This window comes from Thermomonas fusca (assembly GCF_005862345.1).
Taxonomy (GTDB): domain Bacteria; phylum Pseudomonadota; class Gammaproteobacteria; order Xanthomonadales; family Xanthomonadaceae; genus Thermomonas; species Thermomonas fusca.
In genome coordinates, this window is record NZ_SROY01000006.1 from 1 (window position 1) to 18741 (window position 18741).

The 18741-nt window shown below is 68.8% G+C and carries 18 protein-coding genes; 9 read left to right on the forward strand and 9 right to left on the reverse strand.

From position 1 onward, the window contains the following. Positions 1 to 207 precede the first annotated feature (207 nt). The gene (locus E5S66_RS11705) at positions 208 to 657 is read left to right on the forward strand and encodes a DUF192 domain-containing protein (RefSeq protein ID WP_138349473.1); all 450 of its coding nucleotides are present in this window, start codon (positions 208 to 210) and stop codon (positions 655 to 657) included. A 22-nt stretch (positions 658 to 679) separates the two neighbouring features. Here the strand turns inward: E5S66_RS11705 and E5S66_RS11710 are convergent, their stop codons facing one another. Further along, complete coding sequence (locus tag E5S66_RS11710; RefSeq protein WP_138349475.1) at positions 680 to 871, reverse strand: rubredoxin; 192 nt, start codon at positions 869 to 871, stop codon at positions 680 to 682. A gap of 94 nt (positions 872 to 965) precedes the next feature. Between E5S66_RS11710 and hemL the strand changes: the two genes are divergently transcribed. From hemL to E5S66_RS11725, 3 genes are read left to right on the forward strand one after another with little or no spacing between them, the layout of a single operon-like run. After that, on the forward strand, positions 966 to 2255 hold the full coding sequence (gene hemL / locus E5S66_RS11715) for a glutamate-1-semialdehyde 2,1-aminomutase (RefSeq protein ID WP_425472225.1): 1290 nt from the start codon (positions 966 to 968) through the stop codon (positions 2253 to 2255). Between the two features lie 8 nt (positions 2256 to 2263). After that, positions 2264 to 3148 carry an ion transporter gene (locus tag E5S66_RS11720; protein WP_246037228.1) on the forward strand — a complete coding sequence of 295 codons (885 nt, stop codon included), beginning with the start codon at positions 2264 to 2266 and terminating at the stop codon, positions 3146 to 3148. Between the two features lie 8 nt (positions 3149 to 3156). Beyond that, entirely contained in the window at positions 3157 to 4284 is a 1128-nt protein-coding gene (locus E5S66_RS11725) for a trans-sulfuration enzyme family protein (protein ID WP_138349477.1), read from the forward strand. Positions 4285 to 4289: 5 nt separating this feature from the next. On the opposite strand, the gene E5S66_RS11730 is transcribed toward E5S66_RS11725, so the two are convergent. From E5S66_RS11730 to E5S66_RS11740, 3 genes are read right to left on the reverse strand one after another with little or no spacing between them, the layout of a single operon-like run. Then, a complete protein-coding gene (locus E5S66_RS11730) occupies positions 4290 to 5522 on the reverse strand; it encodes an acetylornithine transaminase (RefSeq protein WP_138349479.1) in 1233 nt (410 codons plus the stop codon). Between the two features lies 1 nt (position 5523). After that, positions 5524 to 5943 (reverse strand): VOC family protein, encoded by a 420-nt coding sequence (locus E5S66_RS11735; protein ID WP_138349480.1) that lies wholly within the window; start codon positions 5941 to 5943, stop codon positions 5524 to 5526. Positions 5944 to 5992: 49 nt separating this feature from the next. Beyond that, entirely contained in the window at positions 5993 to 6814 is an 822-nt protein-coding gene (locus tag E5S66_RS11740) for an SDR family oxidoreductase (protein WP_138349482.1), read from the reverse strand. Between the two features lie 59 nt (positions 6815 to 6873). Between E5S66_RS11740 and E5S66_RS11745 the strand changes: the two genes are divergently transcribed. Beyond that, positions 6874 to 8796: a bifunctional DedA family/phosphatase PAP2 family protein gene (locus E5S66_RS11745; protein ID WP_138349484.1), complete on the forward strand. Its 1923-nt coding sequence runs from the start codon at positions 6874 to 6876 to the stop codon at positions 8794 to 8796. Between the two features lie 49 nt (positions 8797 to 8845). Here E5S66_RS11745 and mpl read toward each other — a convergent pair whose 3' ends face one another. Both mpl and E5S66_RS11755 read right to left on the reverse strand, forming a co-directional pair. Continuing rightward, positions 8846 to 10198, reverse strand: a complete 1353-nt coding sequence (gene mpl, locus E5S66_RS11750; RefSeq protein WP_138349486.1) for a UDP-N-acetylmuramate:L-alanyl-gamma-D-glutamyl-meso-diaminopimelate ligase — start codon at positions 10196 to 10198, stop codon at positions 8846 to 8848. A gap of 134 nt (positions 10199 to 10332) precedes the next feature. Next, complete coding sequence (locus tag E5S66_RS11755; RefSeq protein WP_138349488.1) at positions 10333 to 10911, reverse strand: adenylate kinase; 579 nt, start codon at positions 10909 to 10911, stop codon at positions 10333 to 10335. 115 nt (positions 10912 to 11026) lie between these two features. Here E5S66_RS11755 and E5S66_RS11760 point away from each other — a divergent pair, with 115 nt between their 5' ends. From E5S66_RS11760 to E5S66_RS11770, 3 genes are all read left to right on the forward strand, one after another. Beyond that, positions 11027 to 12283, forward strand: coding sequence for a 6-phosphofructokinase (locus tag E5S66_RS11760; RefSeq protein ID WP_138349489.1), 1257 nt, complete (start codon positions 11027 to 11029; stop codon positions 12281 to 12283). Positions 12284 to 12349: 66 nt separating this feature from the next. After that, positions 12350 to 13153, forward strand: coding sequence for a CsgG/HfaB family protein (locus E5S66_RS11765; protein ID WP_138349491.1), 804 nt, complete (start codon positions 12350 to 12352; stop codon positions 13151 to 13153). Positions 13154 to 13246: 93 nt separating this feature from the next. Beyond that, positions 13247 to 13471: a DUF167 domain-containing protein gene (locus E5S66_RS11770; RefSeq protein ID WP_138349493.1), complete on the forward strand. Its 225-nt coding sequence runs from the start codon at positions 13247 to 13249 to the stop codon at positions 13469 to 13471. A 7-nt stretch (positions 13472 to 13478) separates the two neighbouring features. Here E5S66_RS11770 and E5S66_RS11775 read toward each other — a convergent pair whose 3' ends face one another. Further along, a complete protein-coding gene (locus tag E5S66_RS11775; RefSeq protein ID WP_246037229.1) occupies positions 13479 to 13982 on the reverse strand; it encodes a hypothetical protein in 504 nt (167 codons plus the stop codon). A gap of 225 nt (positions 13983 to 14207) precedes the next feature. Here E5S66_RS11775 and E5S66_RS11780 point away from each other — a divergent pair, with 225 nt between their 5' ends. Next, positions 14208 to 16370, forward strand: coding sequence for a sodium-translocating pyrophosphatase (locus E5S66_RS11780; protein WP_138349495.1), 2163 nt, complete (start codon positions 14208 to 14210; stop codon positions 16368 to 16370). A gap of 155 nt (positions 16371 to 16525) precedes the next feature. On the opposite strand, the gene sucD is transcribed toward E5S66_RS11780, so the two are convergent. Both sucD and sucC read right to left on the reverse strand, forming a co-directional pair. Further along, on the reverse strand, positions 16526 to 17401 hold the full coding sequence (sucD, locus tag E5S66_RS11785) for a succinate--CoA ligase subunit alpha (protein ID WP_138349497.1): 876 nt from the start codon (positions 17399 to 17401) through the stop codon (positions 16526 to 16528). 162 nt (positions 17402 to 17563) lie between these two features. Then, on the reverse strand, positions 17564 to 18733 hold the full coding sequence (gene sucC / locus E5S66_RS11790) for an ADP-forming succinate--CoA ligase subunit beta (RefSeq protein WP_138349499.1): 1170 nt from the start codon (positions 18731 to 18733) through the stop codon (positions 17564 to 17566). Between the last annotated feature and the right edge of the window lie 8 nt (positions 18734 to 18741).

The following is an 18741-nucleotide window of genomic DNA, read 5'->3' on the forward strand; positions in this document are numbered from 1 at the left end:
TCTGCAGGAGGGCCGCGAATCATACCCGGGTTACAACCTCTGTCAACACCCGGATCGCCTCACTTCCCTGCCCCGCCTCCGCATTCATCCGCAGCGGCAAGGGGGCGCATCTTGCACCCCATTCGATCGATTGGGAAGTCTTGACGTGTTGACGAATCGCGTGCATCGCGCGCAAGGTGCGCGCTTTCGATCTGCAGGAACCCGCCCATGCGCCGCATCGTCCTTCTTCCGCTTCTCGCCTGCGCGATGTCCGGCTGCGCCGGCGCCAGCCAGCCCTGGGTGGAGCTGGCCGGGCAGCGCTTTTCCGTGGAGCTGGCGGACGACGATGCCGAGCGCGCACGCGGCCTGATGTTCCGCGACGCGATGGCCGATGACCGCGGCATGCTGTTCATCCACGACGCGCAGGAGCCGCAGGCGTACTGGATGAAGAACACCAAGATCGCGCTGGACATCCTGTACTTCGACAACGACCGCAAGCTGGTGGCCCAGCAGCGCGACGTGCCGCCCTGCTCGCTGGGCGATGCCTGCCCGTCCTATCCCAGCAACGCGCCCGCGCGCTATGTGCTCGAACTCAATGCCGGACAGGCGGAGAAGCTCAAGCTGCAGGACGGCGCCACGCTGACCTTCGGCCGCGGCATCCCGACGGCAGCACGCTGACGCGATCCGCGGACGAAGGCGATCAGCCTTCGTAGAGTTCGAAGTCGTCCTTGGTCACGCCGCAGTCCGGGCACGTCCACGTGTCCGGCACGTCTTCCCAGCGCGTGCCCGGCGCAATGCCGTCTTCCGGGGCCCCTTGCGCCTCGTCATAGACGTGGCCGCAGACCACGCACATCCAGCTGCGATAGGGACGATCGGGACCGGGAGTCGACATCGGGGCGATAATTGGCGGGCGGGCCGCGATTGTCCCATCCTGCACCGGATGGCGGAAGCCGCCCGCCACCCCACACCACTTCCGAAGACCCGCCATGCCGATCAGCACCGAACGCTCCCACGACCTGTTTTCCCGCGCCCAGCAACTGATGCCCGGCGGCGTCAATTCGCCGGTACGTGCGTTCAAGTCGGTGGGCGGCGAGCCGTTCTTCGTGCAGCGCGCGGACGGCCCGTATCTGTTCGACGTGGATGGCAACCGCTACATCGACTACGTGGGGTCGTGGGGGCCGATGATCGTCGGCCACAACCACCCGAAGGTGCTGGAGGCGGTGGTCGAAACCGCCCGCAACGGCCTCAGCTTCGGCACGCCCAATCCGCTGGAAGTGACGATGGCGGAGACCATCGCGCGGCTGATCCCCAGCTGCGAGATGGTGCGCATGGTGAACTCCGGCACCGAGGCCACGCTGTCGGCGATCCGGCTGGCGCGTGGCGCCACCGGCCGCAGCCGCATCGTCAAGTTCGAGGGCTGCTACCACGGCCATGGCGACTCGTTCCTGGTCAAGGCCGGCAGCGGCGCGCTGACTTTCGGCGTGCCGACCTCGCCGGGGGTGCCCAAGGCGCTGGCCGACCTCACCCTGACGCTGCCGTACAACGATTTCGAAGCGGCAACGCGCCTGTTCGACGAGTGCGGTGGCGAGATCGCCGCGCTCATCATCGAACCGGTGGTTGGCAACGCCAATTGCCTGCCGCCGCGCGACGGCTACCTGCAGCATCTGCGCGCCCTGTGCACGCAGCACGGGAGCTTGCTGATCTTCGACGAGGTGATGACCGGCTTCCGGGTTGCGCTGGGCGGCGCGCAGGCGCGCTACGCAGTGATGCCGGACCTGTCCACCTTCGGCAAGGTGATCGGCGGCGGCATGCCGGTAGGCGCCTACGGCGGCCGCCGCGAACTGATGCAGCAGATCGCGCCGAGCGGCCCGATCTACCAGGCCGGCACGCTGAGTGGAAATCCGGTGGCGATGGCGGCGGGCCTGGCGATGCTGGAGCTGGTGCAGGCCCCCGGTTTCTACGATGCGCTCGAAGCGAAGACCAACGCGCTGTGTGATGGCTTGGAGACCGCCGCGCGCGATGCCCGCGTCGCCTTCACCACCCAGCGCGTGGGCGGCATGTTCGGCATGTTCTTCAGCGCGGAAAAGGTGGACACCTTTGACCAGGCGATGGCCTGCGACAGCGCCGCGTTCAACCGCTTCTTCCACGCGATGCGCGAGCGCGGCGTATACCTTGCGCCCAGCGCGTTCGAGGCCGGCTTCATGTCCGGTGCGCACGACGACGACGTGATCGCCACCACCATCGACGCGGCGCGCGCCGCCTTCGCCGCGATCTGACCGGCGTCGTGGACGACAAGCCTCAGGCGGGTTCGGGCGGAGGCGATTTCTTTGCCCCCACCCTTCAGCCCGCCAGCCGCAAAGGGTGGCGCTTCCAGCTGTACCGGCTGATGTTCCACCACGAGAGCCGCGGCGAGCGGAACTTCGACCTCGCGCTGATCGGGGTGATCCTGGCCAGCGTGCTGGTGGTGCTGCTGGACAGCGACCCGGAGGTCAAGGCGCGCTGGCACTTCCAGCTGTACGTTGCCGAGTGGATCTTCACCCTCCTGTTCGCGCTGGAATACGCGGCGCGGATGTGGGTGGTGCGGGAGCCGACGCACTATGCGCGCAGCTTCCTCGGCATCGTCGACCTGCTGGCGATCCTGCCGACCTTCCTGTCGCTGCTGTTCCCCGCCAGCGCGTCGCTGACGGTGATCCGCATCCTGCGGCTGCTGCGCATCTTCCGCGTGCTCAAGCTGGTCAAGTATTCCGACGAAGCCGGCATGCTGACCCACGCGCTGATCCGCAGCCGGCGCAAGATCCTGATCTTCGTGCTGACCCTGCTCACCATCGCGGTGATCTTCGGCGCGCTGATGTACGTGGTGGAAGGCCCGGAACACGGCTTCGTCAGCATCCCCACCGGCATGTACTGGGCGGTGGTGACGATGGCGACCGTGGGCTACGGCGACCTGTCCCCAGCCACCGGGCCGGGGCGCTTCCTCACCTCCATGCTCATCATCATCGGCTACAGCATCATCGTGGTGCCGACCGGCATCTACAGCGCCGAGCTGGCCCGCACCATGCGTTCGCGTGGCCGCGTGCAACTGCGCTGCCCGCAGTGCAGCCTGGGCGAACACGACGACGACGCCTGGTTCTGCCGCAAATGCGGCGAAGCCCTGCCCCCACACGACTGAGGTTAGCGATGACCACGCACCGTCCCTGCACCCTCGCCGTCCACGCCGGCAACCATGCCGACCCCGCCACCGGCGCGGTGGCGCCGCCGATCCACCTGGCCACCACCTTCCGCCATGGTCCCGCTGGCGAGCGCATCGCCGGCTACGAATACCAGCGCGAGGGCGATCCCACCAACGACCGCCTGCGCGAAGCGCTGGTCGCGCTGGAAGGCGGCGCGACCGCGCTGACCTTCGCATCGGGCATGGCGGCGATGACCACCGCGCTGGAATCGTTGCCGGCCGGCAGCCGGGTGCTGTTCCCCGACGACTGCTACAGCGGCCTGCGCATGCTCTTCAACGAGTTCCTGCCGGAGCGCGGGCTGGTGGTCGAAACCGTGGACATGGCCGATCTCGACGCGGTGCGCGCGGCCTGCGCCACGCCGCTGGCGATGCTGTGGATCGAAACGCCGTCGAACCCGCTGCTGAAGGTCTGCGACATCGCAGCGCTCGCGGACATCGGCCACGCGGCCGGTGCGCTGGCGGTCGTCGACAACACCTTCGCCACCCCGCTGCTGCAGCGCCCGCTGGCGCTGGGCGCCGACATCGTGATGCACTCCACCACCAAGTATTTCGGTGGCCACAGCGACGTGCTGGGCGGCGCGCTGGTATTCGCCCGCGACGACGGATTCGCGAACAAGGTGGCACACCGCCTGCACGTCACCGGCGCGGTGCTGGCACCGTTCAGCGCCTGGCTGATCCTGCGCGGCTGCCGCTCGCTGGGCGCGCGCATGGCGATGCATTGCGCGAACGCACGCAAGCTGGCCGAATTCCTTGCCACGCATCCTGCGGTGGAACGGGTGAACTGGCCGGGGTTGCCCACGCATCCGGGCCATGCCGTGGCCGCGAAGCAGATGCGAGATTTCGGCGCGATGCTGAGCGTCGAGCTGCGCGGCGGCCGCGAAGCCGCGCTGGCAGTGGCCGGCAGGCTGCGCATCTTCACCAATGCCACCTCGCTGGGCGGCTGCGAATCGCTGGTGGAACACCGCGCCTCGGTGGAAGGCCCGAACCCGCGGTCGCCGCAGAACCTGCTGCGGGTGTCGGTGGGTCTGGAAGACGGCGACGACCTGATCGCCGACTTCCGGCAGGCGCTGGGCTGAGGGGCTCAGCCGGCGACGAACACCTCCAGCGCCTTGCGCAGCCGCGCCAACCCTTCCGCGACATCGGCATCGCCGATGTTGAGCGCCGGCACGAAACGCAGCACGTCCGGCCCGGCCTGCAACAAAAGCAGGCCATGTGCCGCGGCAAGGTCACCGATCGCGCCGGCCTTGCCTGCATGTTCCGGCTTCAGCACCGCGCCCAGCATCAGGCCGCGGCCGCGCACCTCGGCGAACAGACCGAGGTCGCGGTTGATCGCTTCGATACCGTCGCGGATCGCCTGCGACTGCTTCGCCACGTTGGCGGCGATCTCGGCGGATCCCAGCCGGCGCAGCGCCACGCGCGCCACCGCCGATGCCAGCGGGTTGCCGCCGAAGGTGGTGCCGTGGGCGCCGAACTGCATCGCCTGCGCGACCTTGGGACCGGCCAGCAGCGCGCCGATCGGCATGCCGCCACCCAAGGCCTTGGCCAGCGTCACGATGTCGGGCGTGACGCCGTCCTGCCAGTGCGCGAACAGCGCGCCGCTGCGGCCCATGCCGCACTGGATCTCGTCCAGCACCAGCAGCGCGTCGTGCCGGTCGCACAGCGCGCGCACCGCCTGCAGGTAACCGGGCGCGGCCGGCATCACCCCACCCTCGCCCTGCACCGGCTCCAGCATCACCGCGGCCACGTCGCCGCCGACCATCGCCGCCTCCAGCTGGGCGATGTCGTTGAAATCGACGTAGCGGAAACCGCCAGGCAGCGGATCAAAGCCTTCCTGGTACTTGGGTTGCGCGGTAGCGGTGACCGCCGCCAGCGTGCGGCCGTGGAAGCTGCCGCGGAAGGTGACGATGACGCGGCGCTCCGGTCCGCGCCCGTGCGATGCGGCCCATTTGCGCACCAGCTTGATCGCCGCCTCGTTGGCCTCGGCGCCGGAATTGCACAGGAAGGCGCGCTCGGCGAAGCGCGAGGCCGCCACCAGTTCCTGCGCCAGCCGCAGCGGCGGCTCGCTGTAGAACACGTTGCTGGTATGCCAGAGCCTGCCGGCCTGCTCCACCAGTGCGGCGGTCAGCTCGGGGTTGCAGTGGCCGAGACTGCAGACGGCGATGCCGGCGCCGAAGTCCACGTACTCGCCGCCTTCGCTGTCCCAGACACGCGCACCCTGCCCGCGCTCCAGGATCATCTCGCGCTGGCGGTATACCGGCAGCAGCACGTCGCGACCCAGTGCCAGAAGCTCCTCCACGCTCGTGTCGCGGGCCATCTCACCAGGCCCCCGTGTTCGGCATCGACGCCCACGGCTCCTGCGGCGGCAGGTGGCCGTCTTGCAGCAGCTCCACCGAGATCAGATCCGGCGAGCGCACGAACGCCATGTGGCCGTCGCGCGGCGGACGGTTGATGGTGTAGCCCATGTCCAGCAGGTGCTGGCAGGTGGCGTAGATGTCGGCGACGCGGAACGCAAGGTGGCCGAAGTTGCGGGCGCTGCCGTAGTCCTCGTCGGCGTCCCAGTTCCAGGTCAGCTCGATCTCCGCGTCCGGGCTTTCGTCGGCGGCGAGGAAGATCAGGGTGAAGCGGCCCGCTTCGTTTTCCATGCGGCGGGTTTCGCGCAGGCCCAGGCCTTCGCAGTAGAAGCGCAGCGACGCTGCGACATCGCGCACGCGCACCATCGTGTGCAGGTATTTCATGGCGGGATTCCGTTCGGGGGGATCGCAAGATGATCCCACGAAGCCCGGTTCAGGGATCGATGTAGAGATCCGGCAGCAGCGGCATCGACGGGTCCTGCGCGTAGCCGGACAGGTCGCCGATGCCGGCCTGGCGCAGCACCTGGTCGTCGATCAGGAAGTTGCCGGAAAAGCCGGCGGCCTCGCGGGTCAGCACGGCGTGCGCGGCGTCGCCCATGATCTCGGGCTTGCGGCCGTTGCCGGCGGCAACGCCGGGGATCATGTTCAGCGCATCGGTGGCGATCAGGGTGCGTGGCCACAGCGCGTTCACCGCCACGCCGCGCGGGCCGAATTCAGCGGCCAGGCCCAGCGTGACGAAGCTCATGCCCATCTTCGCCAGCGTGTAGGCGGTGTGCGGGCCCCACCACTTCGGTTCCAGCGAGGGCGGCGGGCACAGGGTGAGGATGTGCGGGTTGGGCGCGTCCAGAAGATGCGGCAGGCAGGCCTGCGCGCACAGGAAGCTGCCGCGGCTGTTGACCTGCTGCATCAGGTCGAAGCGCTTCATCGGCGTGTCCAGCGTGCCGCGCAGCCAGATCGCGCTGGCGTTGTTGACCAGGATGTCGATGCCGCCGAAGGCATCGACGGTGGCGGCCACCGCGGCGCGCACCTCGTCTTCTTCGCGGATGTCGCATTTCAGCGCCAGCGCGCGACCGCCCGCCTCCTCGACGGCGCGCGCGGCGCTGTGGATGGTGCCGGGCAGCTTGGGATTGGGCACGTCCGACTTGGCGACGATGGCGACATTGGCGCCGTCGCGCGCGGCGCGCAGCGCGATGGCCAGGCCGATGCCGCGCGAGGCGCCGGTGATGAACAGGGTCTTGCCGGAAAGCGTGGTCATGCGCATTCACCGTGTTGGCGACGAACGGAAGTGTAGCCTCCGCCACCTATAATCCGCCGATGCAAAGCGCGTGGTTCGACAACATCGTCGCGTGGATCGGCGCGCACCCGCAGGCGGCCGGCCTGCTGATCTTCCTGATCGCGTTCAGCGACGCGGTCATCGTGCTGGGCGCCATCGTGCCGGCGCTGCCGCTGATGATCGCCATCGGCGTGCTGATCGGGATGGACGAGATCGCAGGCCCCTACGCGGTGGCCTGCGCCGCGCTGGGCGCCTTCGCCGGCGACAGCCTGAGCTACTGGATCGGCCGCCGCTGGGGCAACGCGCTGCGCGGGGTGTGGCCGTTCAGCCGCTATCCGCAGCTGCTGGACCGCGGCGAGGCGCTGTTCCGGCGCAACGCGGTCAAGAGCATCTTCATCGCCCGCTACGTGGGCGCGGTGCGGCCGTTCGTGCCCGCCATCGCCGGCATGTCGCGGATGCCGCTGCCGCGCTACCTGCAGGCCAGCGGCGTGGCCTGCCTGTCGTGGGCGGTGCTGTTCCTGCTGCCGGGCTGGGCGCTGGGCCAGGCCTACGATGCCGTGGCCGCGGTGGCCGACAAACTGGCGCTGGTGCTGCTGGGCCTGCTGGCGGCGCTGGCGCTGGCCTGGGCGGTGGTGCTGTACAGCTGGCGCTGGTTCGCGATGAACGCCGACAGCCTGCTGGCGCGGCTGCTGCGCTGGAGCCGCCGGCATCCGCTGCTGGGCCGCTACGCCGCGGCGCTGATCGACCGCCGTCGCCCGGAATCGGCACCGCTGCTGCTGCTCGCGGTCTGCCTGTTCGCGGTGTCGTGGCTGTGGGCGTGGTTCAGCGCATCGCTGATGCTGCGCGGCGGGCCGCTGCTGATCGACCACGACGTGCACGCGCTGATGTTCGCCCTGCGCAATCCGCTGGCCGACCGGATGATGGCCACGCTGGCGGCGATCGGCAGCGCGCCCGTGCTGGGGCTGGCCTCGATGGCGGCGATGCTGTGGCTGCTGTGGCGGCGGCGCTGGAAGGCGGCGGTGCACTGGCTGATCGCCATCGCGGTGGGGCTGGGGCTGACCGAAGGGCTGGAGGCGCTGGTCGACATGCCGCGCCCGCCCACCGCCGCGGCGGGTTTCGGCTTCCCGTCGGTGGCGGTGACCATGACCACGGTGGTGTTCGGCTTCTTCGCGGTGCTGATCGCACGCGAGCTGCCGGGCCGGCAGCGTGTCTGGCCCTACCTGCTCACCGGCATTGCCACTGCGCTGGTCGGCTTCGCCCGCCTGTACCTGGGCGCGCACTGGCTGTCGGACATCGTCGGCGGCGTGCTGCTGGGCGCGCTGTGGGTACTGCTGATCGGCATCGCCTACCGCAGCCACAGCGAGCGCTCGTTCTGGATGCGGCCGCTGGGCTGGACCTTCTACGGCAGCTTCCTGCTCGCCGCGCTCTGGTACGCGCCGCACAGTGCGCCGCAGACGCTGGCGCAGTTCGAGCCGCCGCCGCCCGCGCAGGTACTGGAGGCGCGCAGCTGGCAGGCGCAGGGGCTCGGCGAGGATCACCAGCGCTTCGACCTGGAAATCGCCGGCGACATCGAACTGCTGCGGCAACGCCTGCAGGCGCGGGGCTGGCGGGTGCAACCGGCAGCGGACTGGGTGGCAGCGCTCGGGCTGCTGGATGACGACCTGTCGCCGGCACAGCGCCCGGTGCTGCCGCTGGCGCTGGACGCGCATCCCGAACGGCTGCTGCTGCGGCGCGTGGATCGCGGGAATCCCGAACGCATCGAAGTACTGCGCATCTGGCCGGGCCCGGTGCGGCTGGACGACGGCAGCACGCTGTGGGTGGCGCGCTATGACGTGATGCAGCTGCGTCGCCGGCTGTACCTGCTGAACCTGTGGAAGCCCGATCCGCCGGCGCATGCGCTGCCGGCGGACCTGCAGGCACTGGGCGATCCGCCGGCGCTACGGGTGCTGGCGCATCCGCGCTGAGGCCTGATTCCTTCTCTCCGTATGCGGGAGAAGGATTCAGAACGAGGATTCAGAGCGCGGCAAAAAACCTGCGCGGCGCGCCGTCAAAGCCGCCGTTGGACATGAACACCACGTGGTCGCCGGTGCGCACGATTCCGCCCAGCGCAGACAGCAGCGCATCGGCGTCGGCCACGGCATGACCTTCCCCGCGCAGCGCCGCGATCACCTTGCCGGCATCCCATGGCAGCTCCGGCCGGGCCAGGAACACCACCGTGTCGGCCAGGTCCAGCGACGGCGCCAGCGCATCGGCGTGCGCGCCCAGGCGCATCGAATTGCTGCGCGGCTCCATCGCCACCACGATGCGGGCATCGCCGACCTTCGCCCGCAGGCCAGCGAGCGTGGTCGCGATGGCGGTGGGATGGTGGGCGAAGTCGTCGTAGACGGTGATGCCGTTGCCCGCGCCGATCACCTCCAGCCGTCGCTTCACGCTATGGAAGCCCGACAGCGCCGGCATGACCGTCGCGACATCCACGCCCACGGCCGCGCAGGCCGCCAGCGCGGCCAGCGCGTTCAGCACGTTGTGGTCGCCCAACAGCGGCCAGTCGACGACACCAAGCTCGGCGCCAGCGTGGAGCACCGCGAAGCGACTGCCGTCTTCGGCCAGCTTGCGCGCGCTCCATTCGAACGCGGCATCGAAGCCGAACCGCTCCATCGGCGTCCAGCAGCCCATCGCCAGCACTTCACGCAGGTGCGCGTCGTGGCCGTTGACGATCAGCCGTCCGCGACCGGGCACGGTGCGCACCAGATGGTGGAACTGGCGCTGGATCGCTGCCACGTCCGGGAAGATGTCGGCGTGGTCGTATTCCAGGTTGTTGAGGATGGCGACCAGCGGACGGTAGTGGACGAACTTGCTGCGCTTGTCGAAGAAGGCGGTGTCGTACTCGTCCGCCTCGACCACGAATTCGCGGCCCGTGCCCACCCGCGCCGACACGCCGAAGTCCTCGGCCACGCCGCCGATCAGGAAACCGGGCTCGCGGCCCGCGGCCTGCAGCAGGTAGGCCAGGATGGTCGTCGTCGTGGTCTTGCCGTGGGTGCCGGCCACCGCCAGGGTGTCGCGGCCGGGCAATACGCGCTCGCTCAGCCACTGCGCGCCGGAGGTGTACTTCAGCCCGGCATCGAGCACGTGCTCCACCGCCGGGTTGCCGCGCGAAAGGGCGTTGCCGACGATGATTTCATCGCAATCGCCGGCGATGTTGCCGGCGGCATAACCCTGCTGCAGCGCAATGCCCAGCTGCTCCAGCTGGGTGGACATCGGTGGATAGATGTTGGCGTCGCTGCCTTCTACGGCATGGCCGAGTTCGCGCGCCAGCGCGGCCACGCCGCCCATGAAGGTGCCGGCGATGCCGAGGATGTGGAGTTTCATCTGACTGCTCCGGGAGGGGAGCAGATCGGCGGGGCACCGGCCCCGCAAGTCGCTCCCCGATACTCGCTTGGTTGCGGGGCCGGTGCCCCGCCGACCCGCTCATCGCGGGTCGCACGCCCCACGTTGCGCCGGCTTCAGCCGACGTCGTGCCCGGGTTGAATCGCCTCGACAATGCGGGCGAACACATCGTCCAGCGAACCGACGCCGTCCACCACGGTCAGCTGGCCGTGCTGGCGGTAATAGTCGATCACCGGCGCGGTCTTCTCGTCGTACACATTCAGGCGGTGGCGCACCGATTCGGGGGTGTCGTCGGCGCGGCCCTCGGCCTTGGCGCGGCCGGCCAGGCGCTCGATGATCTGCTCGTTGTCCACCGCCAGCTGCACCGCGGCATCGAACTTCTGGCCCAGGCTGGCCAGCAGCTCGTCCAGCGCGGCGGCCTGCGCGAGGTTGCGCGGATAGCCGTCGAGGATGAAGCCGGCGCGGGTATCTTCCTGCGAGAAGCGCGAGCGCAGCATGCCCAGCAGGATCTCGTCGCTGACCAGATCGCCGCGCGCCATCACTTCCTTGGCCTGCAGCCCCAGCGGGGTGCCGGCGGCTACTTCGGCGCGCAGCAGGTCGCCGGTGGAAATGTGCGGAACCTGCAGATGTTCCTTGAGTCGCGTCGCCTGGGTGCCCTTGCCGGAACCCGGCGCGCCCAACAGAACCAATCGCATCGAATCACTCCAGTAATGGACAGGCGGGGCGGCGTTAGACTGCACCCGAACCCCCGCTACCCGGTCAGCTTAACGCATCCGGCCGCCGTCTCAGACCCATTCCGAAGGATTTTCCATGCCCGCCGGCACCCTGCTGTACGCCCAGAGCGGCGGCGTCACCGCCGTAATCAACGCCACCGCCTCGGCCGTGCTGCAGGCCGCCCGCGCCCGCAAGGTGCCGGTGCTGGCCGCCCGCAACGGCATCCTCGGAGCGCTGCGCGAAGAGCTGCTGGATACCTCCACCCTGACCGCCGCCGAGATCAAAGGCCTGGCACATACGCCCGGCGGCGCGTTCGGCAGCTGCCGGCTCAAGCTCAAGTCGCTGGCCGACGACCGCGCCAGGTACGAACGCCTGCTGGAGGTGTTCCGCGCCCACGACGTGCGCTGGTTCCTCTACAACGGTGGCAACGATTCAGCCGACACCGCCCTGAAGGTCTCGCAGCTGGCCTCGGAATTCGGCTACCCGCTGACCTGCGTGGGCGTGCCGAAGACGGTGGACAACGACCTTGCCGTGACCGACTGCTGCCCCGGTTTCGGCTCGGCAGCGAAGTACACCGCGGTGTCGGTGCGCGAATGCGCGCTGGACGTGGCGGCAATGGCGGAAACCTCCACCAAGGTGTTCGTCTACGAGGCGATGGGCCGCCACGCCGGCTGGCTGGCAGCGGCGGCGGGACTGGCCGGCGAAGGCAGGGACGAGGCGCCGCACCTGATCCTGTTTCCCGAGCGGCCGTTCGACGAGGTGGATTTCCTGTCCCGCGTGGACGCCGTGGTCAAGCGCGTCGGCTACTGCGTGGTGGTCGCCAGCGAGGGCATCCGCACCGGCGACGGCACGTTCGTGGCCGACGCCGGCGGCGGCAAGGACAGCTTCGGCCACACCCAGCTGGGCGGGGTGGCGTCGCACCTGGCCGGGCGGGTCAAGGATGCGCTGGGCTACAAGGTGCACTGGGCGCTTCCCGACTATCTGCAGCGCTCGGCCCGCCACCTGGCCAGCGCCACCGACCTGGAACAGGCGCTGGCGGTGGGTCGGGCCGCGGTGGATTGCGCGCTGTCCGGCCAGAACGCGGTGATGCCGGTGATCGTCCGCGACAGCGACGCACCTTATCGCTGGCATATCGACATCGCCCCGCTGGCGCGCATCGCCAACCACGAGAAAACCATGCCGAAAGGCTTCATCCGCGCGGACGGCCATGGCATCACCGCGGCCGCGCGCCGCTACCTGACCCCGCTGGTTGCAGGGGAAGCCTACCCGCCGTTTGGCCGGGATGGGCTGCCGGATTACGTTGTACCCAAACTGCGGCAGGTGCGTCGCCGGCTTCCGGGCTGGAGCGACTGACCGCCTCCGGTTTAAACTCATCACCGCGCGCATTTCGCGACGCCCATCACATTCAACGGGGACACCATGAAGATTGCTTTCGCCGCCGCCGCCGTCCTGGCCTTGGCTGTTGCCAGCTCGCCCGCGCAGGCGCAGTTCAGCAAGAAGAAGAATGACCCGCAGGGCTCCGCCGGCGGTGCCAATGCACAGAACACCGGTGCCAACCTCGAATCCTGTGACGAGCCGATGGGCACGATTGCGGTGGTCGAGGAACAGGAAGGCGACTGGTACCGCTACCTCACCACCGACATGCGCCTGCCGTCGACGGTGCCGGTAATCCGCATGCTGATCCAGCAGTCCAACTGCTTCGTGGTGGTGGAACGCGGCCGCGCAATGCAGAACATGATGCAGGAGCGCGCGCTGCAGGACAGCGGCGAAATCCGCGGCGGCAGCAACTTCGGCAAGGGCCAGATGGTTGCGGCCGACTACACCGTCAGCCCCAGCATCAACTTCTCGCAGAAGAACGCTGGCGGCATCGGCGGCGCGCTGGGCCATTTCGGCGGCGCACTGGGCGCGGTCGGCGCGCTGGCCGGCGGGCTGAAGTTCGGCAAGGCCGAAACCATGCTGACCATGATCGACAACCGTTCCGGCGTGCAGATCGGCGTGGCGATGGGCGCGGCCAAGAAGACCAGCTTCGGCCTCGGCGGTGGCGGCTTTGGCGGCAGCGGCTTCGGCGCGCTGGGCGGCTACAGCAACACCGCGGAAGGCAAGACCATCGCCGCCGCCTTCGGCGAGGCCTACAACAACCTGGTGCGCGCCATGCGCGACTACAAGCCGCAGCAGGTCAAGGGCGGCCTGGGCAAGGGCGGCACGCTCAAGGTCGGCGACTGACCACGCTCCTTCGCAACACGGTTTACCGCGAACGCCCGGCCTGACCGGGCGTTTGCTTTTTGCACATGTCCGCTACGTGCGATGCTTGCGCGCATGCCGATCCTGCAGGTCAAAGCCAAGCCCAACAGCCGCGTTTCCGCGCTCACCCGGCAGGACGACGGCACCTGGTTGGCGCAGCTGAAATCGCCGCCGGTCGATGGCAAGGCGAATGCGGAATTGATCGAATTGGTGGCGCGCACTTTCGGCTGCGCGAAGTCGACCATCGCCATCAAGACCGGCGCCGGCAGCAAGCTGAAGCGGGTGGTGGTGCCGGACTGAGCCGGGCTCAGCGGCAGTCCTTGCCTTCCACCGCCATGGCCACCGCGTATTGCGGGATTGCCGCCAGCTGGCCTGCCGCCGCGGCGTCCAGTCCGTCCTTGAGGTAGACGCGGGCCTTGCCCTGCGCATCCATTTTCGGCGCAGCGTTGCCTGCCGGCTTGCGCCACACCCGCACCATTGCCTGTTGCGACGGGCAGGCCGCACTGGGCACGCGGATCAGATCGTTCAGCACCCACCCCGCCGCGCCCCCCTTGGGCGCCTGCTGCCGCAACGCCGCGCGGGACTGGCAGCGCGCGCCGGTGCGCACCGTGGCCAGCGCGTAGGGCGCGGCGGCATCGCCGGTGAAGCGGCCTTCCAGCCGCGCGCAGGCTTCGGGAATGGTGCGCAGGGTGTGCGCCACGCCCACGGCCTGTGGCGCGGCGGGGGCGCGCTGGATTTCCGGGGCACGATCGCCCGCAATGGCCAAGGACGCGGCGAGCAGGCCGGCGCAGAACGTGTGCAGTCGCACCATCGGAACAGCCTCGGCAACACGGATCGGATGGCCAGACTGGCACGCACCGGCTGAATCGGGCCGTCATCCGGGCCTGCGCGGGGCCGAACGCGATGGGCCTCCGCCCCGGCCCTCGCGCGGCGGCTCACGCCCGCCGGTCGTGTATGCGATAGTCGGACGTCGCCCGCCCACGGGTGGGCACGACAACCTGATGTCTTCCATTCGAACACTCCGGGGAGGGGTTTCATGCTGGAGCAATATGGTTTGGTGTTGGCGCTGGCCAGCGCCGTGATCGCGATCCTCTATGGCCTTTGGGCCGCTGCGTGGATCAACAAACAACCCGCGGGCAACGAGCGCATGCAGGAGATCGCCGGCGCGATCCAGGAAGGCGCGCGCGCCTACCTCAACCGCCAGTACACGACGATTTCCGTGGTCGGCGTGGTGCTGCTGGCGCTGATCGGGATCTTCATCGGTTGGCATACCGCGATCGGTTTCCTGATCGGCGCGGTGCTCTCGGGCGCAGCCGGCTACATCGGCATGAACGTCTCGGTGCGCGCCAACGTGCGCACCGCCGAAGCCGCCCGCAGCGGCATCGGTCCGGCGATGGACGTCGCCTTCAAGGGCGGCGCGATCACCGGCATGCTGGTGGTGGGGCTGGGCCTGCTGGGCGTGGCCGGCTACTACAGCCTGCTCACCGGCTATCTCAACGCCAAGCCGGAGGAAGCGCTGCACGCGCTGGTCGGGCTGGCGTTCGGCAGCTCGCTGATCTCGATCTTCGCGCGCCTGGGCGGCGGCATCTTCACCAAGGGCGCGGACGTCGGCGCCGACCTGGTGGGCAAGGTCGAAGCCGGCATTCCCGAGGATGACCCGCGCAACCCGGCGGTGATCGCCGACAACGTCGGCGACAACGTCGGCGACTGCGCCGGCATGGCCGCCGACCTGTTCGAGACCTACGCGGTCACCGTCATCGCCACCATGCTGCTGGGCGGGCTGATGGTCGCCACGGTGGGCCCGCACGCGGTGTTGTACCCGCTGGTGCTGGGCGGCGCCTCGATCATCGCTTCGATCATCGGCACGTTCTTCGTGAAGGTCAGCGGCAGCAACCCCAACATCATGGGGGCGCTGTACCGCGGCGTGATCGTCTCCGGCGTACTGGCGGCGGTGGCGTTCTACCCGATCACCACCCAGCTGATGGGTGGCGAGGGGTACATCCCCGCGATGAACCTGTACGGGTGCGCGCTGATCGGGCTGGTCCTGACCGGCGTGATCGTGTGGATCACCGAGTACTACACCGGCACCCAGTACAAGCCGGTCAAGCACGTCGCGCAGGCCTCCACTACCGGCCACGGCACCAACATCATCGCCGGCCTCGGCGTGTCGATGAAGTCGACCGCGCTGCCGGTGCTGGCGGTGTGCGCCTCGATCCTCGGTGCGTTCGAACTGGGCGGGCTGTACGGGATCGCGATTGCCGCCACCGCCATGCTGTCGATGGCCGGCATGATCGTGGCGCTGGACGCCTATGGCCCGATCACCGACAACGCCGGCGGCATCGCCGAGATGGCCGAGCTGCCGCCGGAAGTGCGCGCGGTGACCGACCCGCTGGACGCGGTGGGCAACACCACCAAGGCGGTGACCAAGGGCTACGCCATCGGTTCGGCAGCGCTGGCCGCGTTGGTGCTGTTCGCGGACTACACCCACAACCTGCAGGCCGCGCATCCGGGCGTCAGCTTCACCTTCGACCTGTCCAACCACATGGTCATCATCGGCCTGCTGATCGGCGGCCTGATTCCCTACCTGTTCGGTGCGATGGCGATGGAAGCCGTCGGCCGCGCGGCGGGCAGCGTGGTGGAGGAAGTGCGCCGCCAGTTCCGCGACATCAAGGGCATCATGGAAGGCACCGCCAAGCCGGACTACAGCCGCGCCGTGGACATGCTGACCAAGTCGGCGATCAAGGAAATGATCGTGCCCTCCTTGCTGCCGGTCGCGGTGCCGGTGGTGGTGGGCCTGGCGCTGGGCCCGCAGGCGCTGGGCGGGCTGCTGATCGGCACCATTGTCACCGGCATCTTCGTGGCGATCTCGATGACCACCGGCGGCGGCGCCTGGGACAACGCCAAGAAGTACATCGAGGACGGCCACTTCGGCGGCAAGGGCTCCGAGGCGCACAAGGCCGCGGTGACCGGCGATACCGTCGGCGATCCCTACAAGGACACCGCAGGCCCCGCGGTGAACCCGCTGATCAAGATCATCAACATCGTGGCGCTGATGATCGTGCCGCTGCTGCCGATCAACGCCGGCAACAGCGAGGCGGCGCCGGTGGCGGTGTCCGCGCCGGTGATGCAGGCCACGCCAGGCTCGACGCTGCCGGTGGCCGAACCCGCCGCAGAAGCCGCGCCGGAGCCGGCGCAATAAGCTTCGAGCACCTCAGCTAAACAGGAACGGCGACCGCAAGGTCGCCGTTTTTTTGCCCGCCGCTGCGGCGTTTGCGCATCGCGCGGAATACCCGCTGCGGAAACGACAAAGGCCGCCCGGAGGCGGCCTTTGCGTCGTGCGGATGAAGCGCTGGCTTACTTGGCCAGGCGCGCCGCGATGGCCGCGCCCAGATCGCCCGGCGACTTCACGGTGGTCACGCCCGCGGCTTCCATCGCCGCGAACTTGCCTTCAGCCGTGCCGGAGCCACCGGAGGCGATCGCACCCGCGTGGCCCATGCGCTTGCCCTTGGGGGCCGAGGCGCCGGCAATGAAGCCGACCACCGGCTTCTTGACGTGCTGCTTGATGTACTCGGCGCCGGCTTCTTCCGCCGCACCGCCGATCTCGCCGACCATGATGATGCCTTCGGTCTGCGGGTCTTCGTTGAACAACTTCAGGCAGTCGACGAAGTTCAGGCCGTTGATCGGGTCGCCGCCGATGCCGATGACGGTGGACTGGCCGAGGCCCGCAGCGGTGGTCTGCTTCACGGCTTCGTAGGTCAGCGTGCCCGAGCGGCTGACGATGCCGATCTTGCCCGGCATGTGGATGTGGCCCGGCATGATGCCGATCTTGCACTCGCCCGGGGTGATGATGCCGGGGCAGTTCGGGCCCACCAGCACCACGTCCGGATGCTGCTTCAGCACGTTCTTGACGCGCAGCATGTCCAGCACCGGGATGCCCTCGGTGATGCAGACGATGACCTTGATGCCGGCCGCGGCCGCTTCCAGGATCGCGTCGGCCGCGAACGGCGGCGGCACGTAGATCACCGAGGCGTCGGCGCCGGTGGAGGCCACGGCTTCGGCCACGGTGTTGAACACCGGCAGCTCGATGTGGGTGGTGCCGCCCTTGCCGGGCGTGACGCCGCCGACGACCTGGGTGCCGTATTCCACCATCTGGGTGGCGTGGAAGGTGCCCTGCTGGCCGGTGAAGCCCTGCACGATCACCTTGGTGTTCTTGTTGATCAAGACGGACATTTCTGGAAGTTCCTTCGCTGTTCGGATATCGGCTGCTTCGGACGCATCGGACAAGGGTGGATCTCCCTGTCCGCCACTACGTGCCTCCACAACCCCCACCGCGCCGCTTCGCGTCGCGGTTGCCCCCTTGACTCAAGGGGGCTGAAAAAACCGCTCCGCCGATCAGGCCGCCTTGGCAACAGCGGCGACGGCCTTGCGGGCACCGTCGTTGATGTCGTCGGCCGGGGTGATGGCCAGGCCGGATTCGGCCAGCAGCTTCTTGCCCGCCTCGACGTTGGTGCCTTCCAGGCGCACGACCACCGGCACCTTGACGTCCACTTCCTTGACCGCCGCGATGATGCCCTCGGCGATCATGTCGCAGCGGACGATGCCGCCGAAGATGTTGACGAAGATCGCCTTCACCTTGTCGCTGGACAGGATCAGCTTGAACGCCTCGGTCACGCGCTCCTTGGTGGCGCCGCCGCCGACGTCGAGGAAGTTGGCCGGCGAGCCGCCATTGAGCGCGATCACGTCCATGGTGGCCATCGCCAGGCCAGCGCCGTTGACCATGCAGCCGATGTTGCCGTCCATGGTCACGTAGTTCAGGTCATGCTCGCTGGCCTTCACCTCGGTCTCGTCTTCCTGCGTGGTGTCACGCATGGCGGCGAGGTCCTTGTGGCGGAAGGTGGCGTTGTCGTCGGAGTTGACCTTGCCGTCCAGCGCGTACAGGTTCTGGTCGTCCAGGATCGCCAGCGGGTTCAGCTCGACCAGCGACAGGTCCTTGTCATTGAACAGCTTGAACAGCCCGCCCATGATGCCGGCCAGCTGGTTGGACTGCTTGGCGGTCAGACCCATCTTGAAGCCGATCTCGCGTCCCTGGTAGGGCTGCAGGCCTTCGACGTAGTCGACGACCAGGGTGTGGATCTTCTCGGGGGTGTTGGCGGCGACTTCTTCGATGTCGACGCCGCCCTCGCTGGAGACGATGTAGGTGATCGCCTTGCGGTCGCGGTCGACCAGCAGCGACAGGTACAGCTCCTTGACGATCTCGCCGGCGGTGGTGACCAGCACCTGGTTGACCGGCAGGGCCACGCCCGCGGACTGGTAGGTGGCCATCTTGGTGCCGAGCATCTTGCCGGCCGCGGCCCGCACGTCGTCGGTGGTCTTGCAGAACTTCACGCCGCCGGCCTTGCCGCGGCCGCCCGCATGGATCTGCGCCTTGACCATCCAGGGGCCGTTGCCCAAGGACTTGGCCGCCTCGACCGCTTCGTCGGCGCTGGACGCAACGCGCCCGGCCGGAACCGCAATGCCGTAATCGGCAAACAACTGCTTCGCCTGGTACTCGTGGAAATTCATGGATCACC

What these genes read in the sequence shown, in the direction of transcription:
- E5S66_RS11705 (WP_138349473.1), top strand. Translation starts at nt 208, where the DNA reads ATGCGCCGCATCGTCCTTCTTCCGCTTCTCGCCTGCGCGATGTCCGGC.
- E5S66_RS11710 (WP_138349475.1), bottom strand. Translation starts at nt 871, where the DNA reads ATGTCGACTCCCGGTCCCGATCGTCCCTATCGCAGCTGGATGTGCGTG.
- hemL (WP_425472225.1), top strand. Translation starts at nt 966, where the DNA reads ATGCCGATCAGCACCGAACGCTCCCACGACCTGTTTTCCCGCGCCCAG.
- E5S66_RS11725 (WP_138349477.1), top strand. Translation starts at nt 3,157, where the DNA reads ATGACCACGCACCGTCCCTGCACCCTCGCCGTCCACGCCGGCAACCAT.
- E5S66_RS11730 (WP_138349479.1), bottom strand. Translation starts at nt 5,522, where the DNA reads ATGGCCCGCGACACGAGCGTGGAGGAGCTTCTGGCACTGGGTCGCGAC.
- E5S66_RS11735 (WP_138349480.1), bottom strand. Translation starts at nt 5,943, where the DNA reads ATGAAATACCTGCACACGATGGTGCGCGTGCGCGATGTCGCAGCGTCG.
- E5S66_RS11740 (WP_138349482.1), bottom strand. Translation starts at nt 6,814, where the DNA reads ATGACCACGCTTTCCGGCAAGACCCTGTTCATCACCGGCGCCTCGCGC.
- E5S66_RS11745 (WP_138349484.1), top strand. Translation starts at nt 6,874, where the DNA reads ATGCAAAGCGCGTGGTTCGACAACATCGTCGCGTGGATCGGCGCGCAC.
- mpl (WP_138349486.1), bottom strand. Translation starts at nt 10,198, where the DNA reads ATGAAACTCCACATCCTCGGCATCGCCGGCACCTTCATGGGCGGCGTG.
- E5S66_RS11755 (WP_138349488.1), bottom strand. Translation starts at nt 10,911, where the DNA reads ATGCGATTGGTTCTGTTGGGCGCGCCGGGTTCCGGCAAGGGCACCCAG.
- E5S66_RS11760 (WP_138349489.1), top strand. Translation starts at nt 11,027, where the DNA reads ATGCCCGCCGGCACCCTGCTGTACGCCCAGAGCGGCGGCGTCACCGCC.
- E5S66_RS11765 (WP_138349491.1), top strand. Translation starts at nt 12,350, where the DNA reads ATGAAGATTGCTTTCGCCGCCGCCGCCGTCCTGGCCTTGGCTGTTGCC.
- E5S66_RS11770 (WP_138349493.1), top strand. Translation starts at nt 13,247, where the DNA reads ATGCCGATCCTGCAGGTCAAAGCCAAGCCCAACAGCCGCGTTTCCGCG.
- E5S66_RS11775 (WP_246037229.1), bottom strand. Translation starts at nt 13,982, where the DNA reads ATGGTGCGACTGCACACGTTCTGCGCCGGCCTGCTCGCCGCGTCCTTG.
- E5S66_RS11780 (WP_138349495.1), top strand. Translation starts at nt 14,208, where the DNA reads ATGCTGGAGCAATATGGTTTGGTGTTGGCGCTGGCCAGCGCCGTGATC.
- sucD (WP_138349497.1), bottom strand. Translation starts at nt 17,401, where the DNA reads ATGTCCGTCTTGATCAACAAGAACACCAAGGTGATCGTGCAGGGCTTC.
- sucC (WP_138349499.1), bottom strand. Translation starts at nt 18,733, where the DNA reads ATGAATTTCCACGAGTACCAGGCGAAGCAGTTGTTTGCCGATTACGGC.